The sequence below is a fragment of the Photobacterium lucens genome, assembly GCF_009873615.1.
GTDB classification, from domain to species: domain Bacteria; phylum Pseudomonadota; class Gammaproteobacteria; order Enterobacterales; family Vibrionaceae; genus Photobacterium; species Photobacterium lucens.
The window spans coordinates 1-7,881 of the sequence record NZ_SSMG01000347.1 but is presented as its reverse complement, the minus strand read 5'-3'; the positions used below and the strand labels follow the sequence as shown (position 1 = coordinate 7,881).

Genomic DNA, 7,881 nt, shown 5'->3' with positions numbered 1-7,881 from the left:
ATTTCAAAGAAGCAGATACGTATACTTTTCTCTAACTTAAATGGACTTTGAGAAATTTTATGCTTTCCACATTAGTAAATACTCATCACATCAAAATCAATTTAAACGCCACCAGCAAAGACGAGCTATTCCAAGAGCTGGTTGATGTACTGCACGCCAACAACCGTATTTCAGATAAAGCGCAGTTTTTAGCCGACATTCAACAACGTGAATCCGACAGCATCACTTGCATGGATGGCATTGCCTACCCTCATGCCAAATCAAAAGCGGTATTAGAACCTGCTATTGCCGTTGGGATCAAAAAAGAGACCATCGCATACGGTGATGAAGACGGTGTCGAGCCTTCGTTATTTTTCATGATTGCCTCACCTAATAACGGTGCAGATCACCACATTTATGTGCTTCAAGAACTGTTCGGCAAGTTCGGCGATGAGTTTCTTGAAGCCATGCATAACGCCACATCAGAGCAACAAGCCTTAGACGTGCTGTTATCTGATCAATTTTCATAATCACCTGTTTCAACATTCCCCCATTTATAATTAAAAAAGAGTGATGTACCCATGACAACGACAACAATGACCAACGGTCAAGGCAGTGATTGGAAACAAACACTGTCGACCATGAAACAACACTTATTATTTGGTACTTCCCACATGCTACCTTTCGTTGTAGCCGGTGGTGTATTGTTGGCCCTAGCTGTAATGGCAACAGGTCAAGGTGCGGTGCCTGATACAGGTATTCTGAAAGATATCTCAACCATTGCTATCAAAGGCTTGGTGCTATTCCCAATCATTCTTGGTGGCTTTATTGGCTACTCAATTGCAGATAAACCTGCACTTGCGCCAGCATTTATTGCATCAGGCATTATGGCTGACATGGGCGGCGGTTTCCTTGGCTGTATCATTGCCGGTTTCATCTCAGGTATTGTGGTACTACAACTTAAGAAAATTCCAATTCCTAACCACCTATCAGCACTGGGTGTGTACTTCCTATACCCACTTGCAGGTACATTGATCAGTGCAGGTATCGTAATGTGGGGCTTAGGTGCTTTCATTTCGACTTTCATGGCAAACATGAACGAATTCCTCGCATCAATGGCGGGTTCTTCTAAAGCAGTACTAGGTGCAATTCTAGGTGGTATGACAGCGTTTGATATGGGCGGCCCTATCAACAAAGTTGCTACTCTATTTGCACAAACTCAAGTTGATACTCAACCTTGGCTAATGGGTGGCGTGGGTATTGCTATCTGTACTCCACCACTAGGTATGGCACTAGCAACATTCCTATTTAAGAAGAAGTTCTCAACTGAAGAGCGTGAAGCAGGTAAAGCTGCGGCGATCATGGGTTCTATCGGTATCTCTGAAGGTGCAATTCCATTTGCAGCTAACGATCCAATGCGTGTACTTCCATCGATCGTGATCGGCGGTATGGTGGGTTGTATCTTCGGTTTCGCAACAGACGTACTTCTTCATGCACCTTGGGGCGGCTTAATTACAGCACCTGTTTCTAGCAACATTCCAATGTACGTGGCAGGTATTCTAGCGGGCTCATTCACTACCGCTATCATCGTTGGTTTCTGGAAACCTGAAGTCAAAGAGGAAGAAGAAACAGCAGACATCGCACCAAAAGCAGATCAAACAACACAAGTTGAAGCTGCACCAGTAGCGGGCGAAGGCGAATACGATGTTATCGCTATCACTTGTTGTCCTTCAGGCGTAGCCCATACATTCATGGCTGAAAAAGCGATTTACAAAGCAGCGAAAGAGCTAGGCTTGAAAGCAAAAGTGGAAACTCAAGGTCAAAACGGTATCCAAAACCGCTTAACCGCAACGGATATTGCCAATGCGAAATACGTTATCTTGGCACACGACATTGCAGTAAAAGAAGTAGAGCGTTTCAATGGCGTAAACGTGATTGAATGTTCAACCAAAGAAGCAATGAAGAAAGCTAAAACCTTTATGAGCTAATGCCGTAAAAGTTAGACAGAAAACGTAAAGGCTATGAGCGTAATGTTCATGGCCTTTTTTTATATAGGCAGTGAAATTAGACGGATTTAATGCATTTATTACTTTCCACATATCCAACAAACATTTTGAAACAAAATAATGCAACTAGGCTCATGATATTTATGAGTTAAATTGATTATGATTATGGATCTTTAGGGGCACTCTTTTGCGTGAAAGTAAGAGTGCTTATTAATAAGCTATTAGCTGTCAAAAGTTAAAGTAAAATACAGATGCAAAAAATAATTGATTCAACAGTATCTGAGTTGATAAAAATTATCGACTCAAAACAAGATAGTAAAAAAGTAGCATGGCAGTTTGTGTTGGAAGAACTGGATGCTGCAAGACATGGTTCAGACTTTGTTCAAGACCGAATGAAATGTTTTTACATAAACGAATCTGAATATATCGGTGCTATGTTAAGAAGTTGGGATGATGTTGATGGTCCTGATGGTCCGCAACAATTTTTAGTTTCACTGAGCATGATGTTATCCGAACGGGTTGGTATTGAAACTGCAGCTGCAGTACGGATATCGATAGTTGAGTACATTTTACATCACTATAAACTTGGATGCTTTTTTATAAATGATTGGTCGCAAGCCGCAAGAAAGCCATTGAATCTATTTGAAATAATCGCAGATGAGAAGAAACTCAACCCTAATTTATCCGTGTTATTATCTGAAGAGTATAAGCCCGTTCGAGAGGTTATTAATAGGTGGGCTAGTGGCTTTGAAGATAGAGATAATAAGTTCAATTATGAGTTTCAGACGACTTTTAATTCCTCTTTTTGGGAAGTGTATCTATATCAATGTTTCAAAGATTTAAATCTTACAGTAGATTTTTCAAAAGCAAGTCCTGATTTTACTCTTGTTTCAAAGAATTCTGATGGTTTAAAGAGTATTGTAAATGTTGAGGCTGTAACCGCTAACCATGCTTACGACTCTGAACCTGAATGGTCGCAGGAAAATACTAAGATAGAGCATGATAAGTTTCTAGATTTTGCATGTGTGAGAGTTCTAAATGCAATAAAAAGTAAGCACGAAAAATTCTTTAAAACATATGCTAAATTTGAGCATGTAAAGAATGCTCCTTATGTGATAGCAATAGCCCCCTTTGAGCAAAAACACTTTTGGATGCAAAACAATGAAGCAATTATTCGTGTGCTATACGGACAAGGTGTAGTAAAAACTAGTAATGGTTTTGAAGAGGTAAAAGTTCCATACGTCATGAAGAATGATACTGTATCGCTTGAACTTGGATTATTTACAAATGATAAATTCAAGGAAGTGAGCGCGGTTATATTTTCTACAACAGCAACGATCGGAAAAGCAATCACGCAAAGTGAATTGAATCGAGATATAAGGGTAAGTAGATTTCATGAGGTAAATGGTTTACTGGTAGATATAAAACCGAACAATAAACATTTTGAAACACACCTCGACGGTCTACAAATACACCATAATCCATATGCAGTAACTAAGTTAGATCCTGAGTTGTTTAAAAACTATGAAATTACACATTACTACTATGATATTGAAAATGAAAAAATAGATAACCAGCAAAAAAGTTACACTATTATATCAAGGAACATCTTTTCTCCCCTCAGATAATGACAGCTAACAATCTGTTTAAGAGTTATTCGCAACGCTTGGTATTTTTACTATGCGTTGCTCACATCACCTTAACAGGGTGTTATACCAATAGGAGAAGTGTTCGATGGCAGATGATATAAACATAGAATATGAAAAGTTAGCTCAAGAGATTTATCAGGCTATCAATGACCAGCATGAACTCTCTAATGTTGAAGTACAGCACAATGTTAGAATTCTAGGAAAATCAGGATGTAAACATCAAATCGATGTTTACTGGGAGTTCTCTTTAATGGGGGAATTACATCGGGTTGCAATTGAATGTAAAAATTACAACAGTGATGTATCTATCGGAAAGGTAAGGGACTTCTTTGCTGTTTTACACGATATAGGAAATATCAAAGGTATCTTTGTTACAAAGAAAAGTTATCAAAAAGGTGCTAAGGAATTCGCTGATTACTATGGTATTTCTCTAAAAGAAATGAGATATCCAAATGAGGCTGACTGGGAGGGGAGGGCTAAAACAATAGTCTTTAACTCTCGATGTATCATGAATCGCGTCAAAGATAGAGAAATATTCATCGACTCAGACTGGGCTAAGCAGTCTGGGTTTGATAACACACTTCCACTATCTGGAATGAGTGATGAAGTTTTCATTTATGACCTAAAAGCAGGTAGCCGGAAGTCAATGTGTCACCTTGAAGGTCATTTACCAAATGACAAGGTAAAAGAGACGAACAGAGTTCATGTGGTAAAATATGAGGATGCGTATATTGAAACAAAGTTATCGGAACCAGTAAAAATAGCTGGTATCAGATATACCTATGACGTGTCAGTTGCAAAAGATCAATTCGTAATCGAAGGTGCTGAAATAGCTAAAGCTATTCTAAAAGATGTTAAAACGGGGAAGCAGCACTTTTATAATACAACTGGAGATGTTCACGACGTAGGGTGAAATTCTGGTATAACAGATAAGGATATGTGTCGCGAAGCCGACACCTATCCGAAGTGTTGGACAAGCCTAAGCCGCCTTATATAAGTAAATATTGGAAATATCATCAAAGCTGATGACGAGTATTACCCTTACTTTTACTAATAATAGTTAGCCTAAATAGAGCAAATAATCTAAGCGGTTTCTGTCCAGAAACGTGTTAGATCAAATACTCATTCATATGTGGATGGTCAATGACATGTCCACCTATGCATAATAATGTTTGGGTAATTCTCTTTTTCTCTCATTTACTAACATCACCTTTAGGGATAGAGCTAATATGTTGAATATAAATAGAATTGATCATTTAGTGCTGACTGTTAAAGATATTGATGAAACGGTGCGGTTTTATACCTCTGTGATGGGGATGGAGAAAATTGAGTTTGGGCAAGGGCGTATTGCTTTAGTCTTTGGACAGCAAAAGATCAATCTTCACCAGTTAGGCAATGAGTTTGAGCCTAAAGCGCAACATGTAGGGGCTGGCTCTGCTGATTTATGTTTCATTATAGATATGCCTATCCAACAAGCGATTGATGATTTAGCGGCAAAGGGGATTAACATACTTGAGGGGCCAGTTTATAGAACGGGGGCTCTAGGTAAAATCATATCTGCCTATTTTAGAGATCCTGATGGTAACCTGATTGAGGTTTCTAATTACATCAATAATAGCAAGGATGATTAATGAACTCGGTATATGATTGAAAATCTCTTTTTTATGGCGCTATAACAATCAAAAATAACGAGGTTGTAGGCATGATTGATACTAATAGGAATTCTGTGATCTAGTTATTATTCCTATTAAATATTTCTTATGTGGTGAGAGAAGTGATCTTCCTCAAAAGATTGACATGAGAGTTGAATTAAAACTGTTAATTTATATTTTTATCTATAAAATCCCCGCGCAACTTCGCTAATGGCACATCATTGATATTCATATGCCGCCAAAAATTAGTGATAAAATTTGATGCGATGAATAGTCTACGATGAAAACCAAGATCCTACTGCTTACACTACTTTTAACTGGTTGTGATATGGCTGAAACACCATTCACTCCACCTTCCTCTAATGATGTTGAGCAATGCCAAATTCTGGTATCGAGCAAAACACAATATACTGCAGACACGCTTACTGTGAATAATACTGAAAACCAAGATGAAGCAAATCGTGGTTGGGTGTTTATTGACCATATAAAACCTGCTCAGCGAGGCAATATCAATTTCCGCTGTAATTTAGAGAAAAACAAAGTGGAAGTATGGGCACCAGGTGCTGCAATGTGGAATGAGTTGTAAGATTCGTTTTCATTAAAATTGAGAAGTATTTCTTAAAGCTCACTATAAAAGTGGGCTTTTTTATTGCCTTATAGTTCTACGTTATTTTTATCTAACTTATTAAAAGTAATAACAAAAGTGTTATTAGCAATAAAAGTAGGGACTTTAAGTGACAGAAGTAAAAACTTGCTTTAATGTGTGTGTATTATTTGTTCTTATGAGCATGGGTGCATGTATTACGTCACTGCTAAAAATACATTTTTAAGTGGCTGGGGCAGCTCTGGCAAGTTTGATTATTACTTGTGTGTGTTGTGTAAAACGCGGCACGAAGCGAGTGTCGTGGCAACAAATGCACGGTTACGATCAGATCTTCGACGAGTGAAAATACATGATCAAATACCGTTATCGTTAAAGGAAGAAACACTACGGGTTGGAAGGCATATTCTTGAGAATTATATCGTCAAAGTCAGCGATAAAGTTTCTGAACCCAAACTCTTTATGCCGAATTACTTTCAATATAGACAAAAGCCGAAAGTGCTGAAAAGCTAATCTCTAGTGCAAAATTAGGATCTAACCAAGATTAATGCTAGATCCTTGATACCTATCAGTGACGTTTTACACCGTTACGTACGATATCTTTACCGTTATCGTAAACCTCTTGGCTTAACCAACGTCCGTAAAGTAGTTGTTGATTACGATCGAATACCGCAATAAATGGACGACCATCAGCGTTGTTCTTTGCAAGACCAATACCTTCTACGTCTTTAAGACCTAAGCCGCCATTTTCAATAGAAATAATAAAGTTTTCTAACTCTTCTAGCGTCTCAATAACGTTTTGTTCAATTTTCATTTTTCTTACCATAGCGAAATAAACGTAAGCTATATCAACAATAGCTTGGTAGATAGTAATACTCTACCTGTGATGGGGATATTTGGGAATGCTAGAAAGATTGTGGAAGGAAATAAGGGATATTAAATGAAAGGATTATGAACGTCCTGATGAGAATTTAGCCATACTACAGATGTCGCATGGCTGTTAATGTGTGCTTCACAGTCCTTCTTGAGCAATACGCTGATGAGCAATTTGTTTTAATTCAGCAAACGGGTAGCGTTTATAGATCTCGCTACAGCTATAGATGAGTTTAATTGTATGATCGTTATGGCTTAATGAGCCTCGTGACAGTGTTTCTAGCCAGCTTAAATGCGGTGCAGATGTTTGTGATGATTTGTGGTTGAAAACATGACAAGCAGTAGCAAAAGCTGCGGTGTAACTTTGCCAAAACCAATGTAAGGCGGTCGTTTGATCTGAAAAATACGGTGACAGCTCAATAAAGGCATGTAGCGCTGTGATGCCATGGAGCAAAGTAAAGTCGTTCGTTGTTTTGTATTGTTTAATGATTAACTGTAATGCACTTTCAAGGGTGATATCACAAGGTACTGCTGCCAGTTTTAGATAGTTAGGATGCTTAGCTACTTCATTGATACGTTCACTGATATTATCAGCATGAAATGAGGCAGTAGAAAGTACTTGGGTTAACTGCTTCAGTTGTTCTGCTGCGTTGTAACTATCTGTTGTCGAAAGAGGCGTGAGAGGGCGATAGTGTTGCTCCCAATAGGCTAACGAATAGGCAATCTCTCGTGGTTGCTGGCTTTTAACTGCATAAGCTAATCGAATAAGACAGTGGAATGCTTGAGAAGCGAAACTGGCAATCAGCTTAGGTAAATATTGTTGTAGTGTTGCATCAATGCCACTGTGTTCAATAAGTTGTTCTATTTTATTGGCTTGCGCTAAAAATGCATCATTACGAGTTACATTTTCAAGTTGAGTAATATATTGATGATAAAAACCTAATAGCCGTTCATCTTCTGCACCCATCTGATCAAGCGCAACTAATGTCATCGGTAGATGGTTAGTCAGCCCTTTTTGATAAGTAGGTTGGAATTTAAGACCTGTCGAGATCAGTTCATTAGTTAATAGCGATAATTTCATATACAGCTTCCATGCTACTTTTTTATAACAATATCAATAC

General features: G+C 38.2%; 8 protein-coding genes. 6 read left to right on the top strand and 2 right to left on the bottom strand.

Features of this window, described 5'->3' with window-relative positions:
- The first annotated feature begins 59 nt into the window (after positions 1-59).
- The 6 genes from E5A76_RS14790 to E5A76_RS14765 all read left to right on the top strand — a co-directional run bounded on the left by E5A76_RS14790 (position 60) and on the right by E5A76_RS14765 (position 5,872).
- Positions 60-509 (top strand): PTS sugar transporter subunit IIA, encoded by a 450-nt coding sequence (locus E5A76_RS14790; RefSeq protein WP_161119379.1) that lies wholly within the window; start codon positions 60-62, stop codon positions 507-509.
- Positions 510-560: 51 nt separating this feature from the next.
- Positions 561-1,967 carry a fructose-specific PTS transporter subunit EIIC gene (locus E5A76_RS14785; protein ID WP_161119378.1) on the top strand — a complete coding sequence of 469 codons (1,407 nt, stop codon included), beginning with the start codon at positions 561-563 and terminating at the stop codon, positions 1,965-1,967.
- 269 nt (positions 1,968-2,236) lie between these two features.
- A complete protein-coding gene (locus E5A76_RS14780; RefSeq protein ID WP_161119377.1) occupies positions 2,237-3,613 on the top strand; it encodes a hypothetical protein in 1,377 nt (458 codons plus the stop codon).
- 106 nt (positions 3,614-3,719) lie between these two features.
- On the top strand, positions 3,720-4,547 hold the full coding sequence (locus tag E5A76_RS14775) for a restriction endonuclease (RefSeq protein WP_161119376.1): 828 nt from the start codon (positions 3,720-3,722) through the stop codon (positions 4,545-4,547).
- A gap of 319 nt (positions 4,548-4,866) precedes the next feature.
- A complete protein-coding gene (locus E5A76_RS14770; RefSeq protein WP_161119380.1) occupies positions 4,867-5,265 on the top strand; it encodes a VOC family protein in 399 nt (132 codons plus the stop codon).
- Positions 5,266-5,566: 301 nt separating this feature from the next.
- A complete protein-coding gene (locus tag E5A76_RS14765) occupies positions 5,567-5,872 on the top strand; it encodes a hypothetical protein (protein WP_008989656.1) in 306 nt (101 codons plus the stop codon).
- 583 nt (positions 5,873-6,455) lie between these two features.
- On the opposite strand, the gene E5A76_RS14760 is transcribed toward E5A76_RS14765, so the two are convergent.
- Entirely contained in the window at positions 6,456-6,701 is a 246-nt protein-coding gene (locus E5A76_RS14760; protein ID WP_008989655.1) for a hypothetical protein, read from the bottom strand.
- 198 nt (positions 6,702-6,899) lie between these two features.
- Positions 6,900-7,841 carry a questin oxidase family protein gene (locus tag E5A76_RS14755; RefSeq protein WP_161119375.1) on the bottom strand — a complete coding sequence of 314 codons (942 nt, stop codon included), beginning with the start codon at positions 7,839-7,841 and terminating at the stop codon, positions 6,900-6,902.
- Between the last annotated feature and the right edge of the window lie 40 nt (positions 7,842-7,881).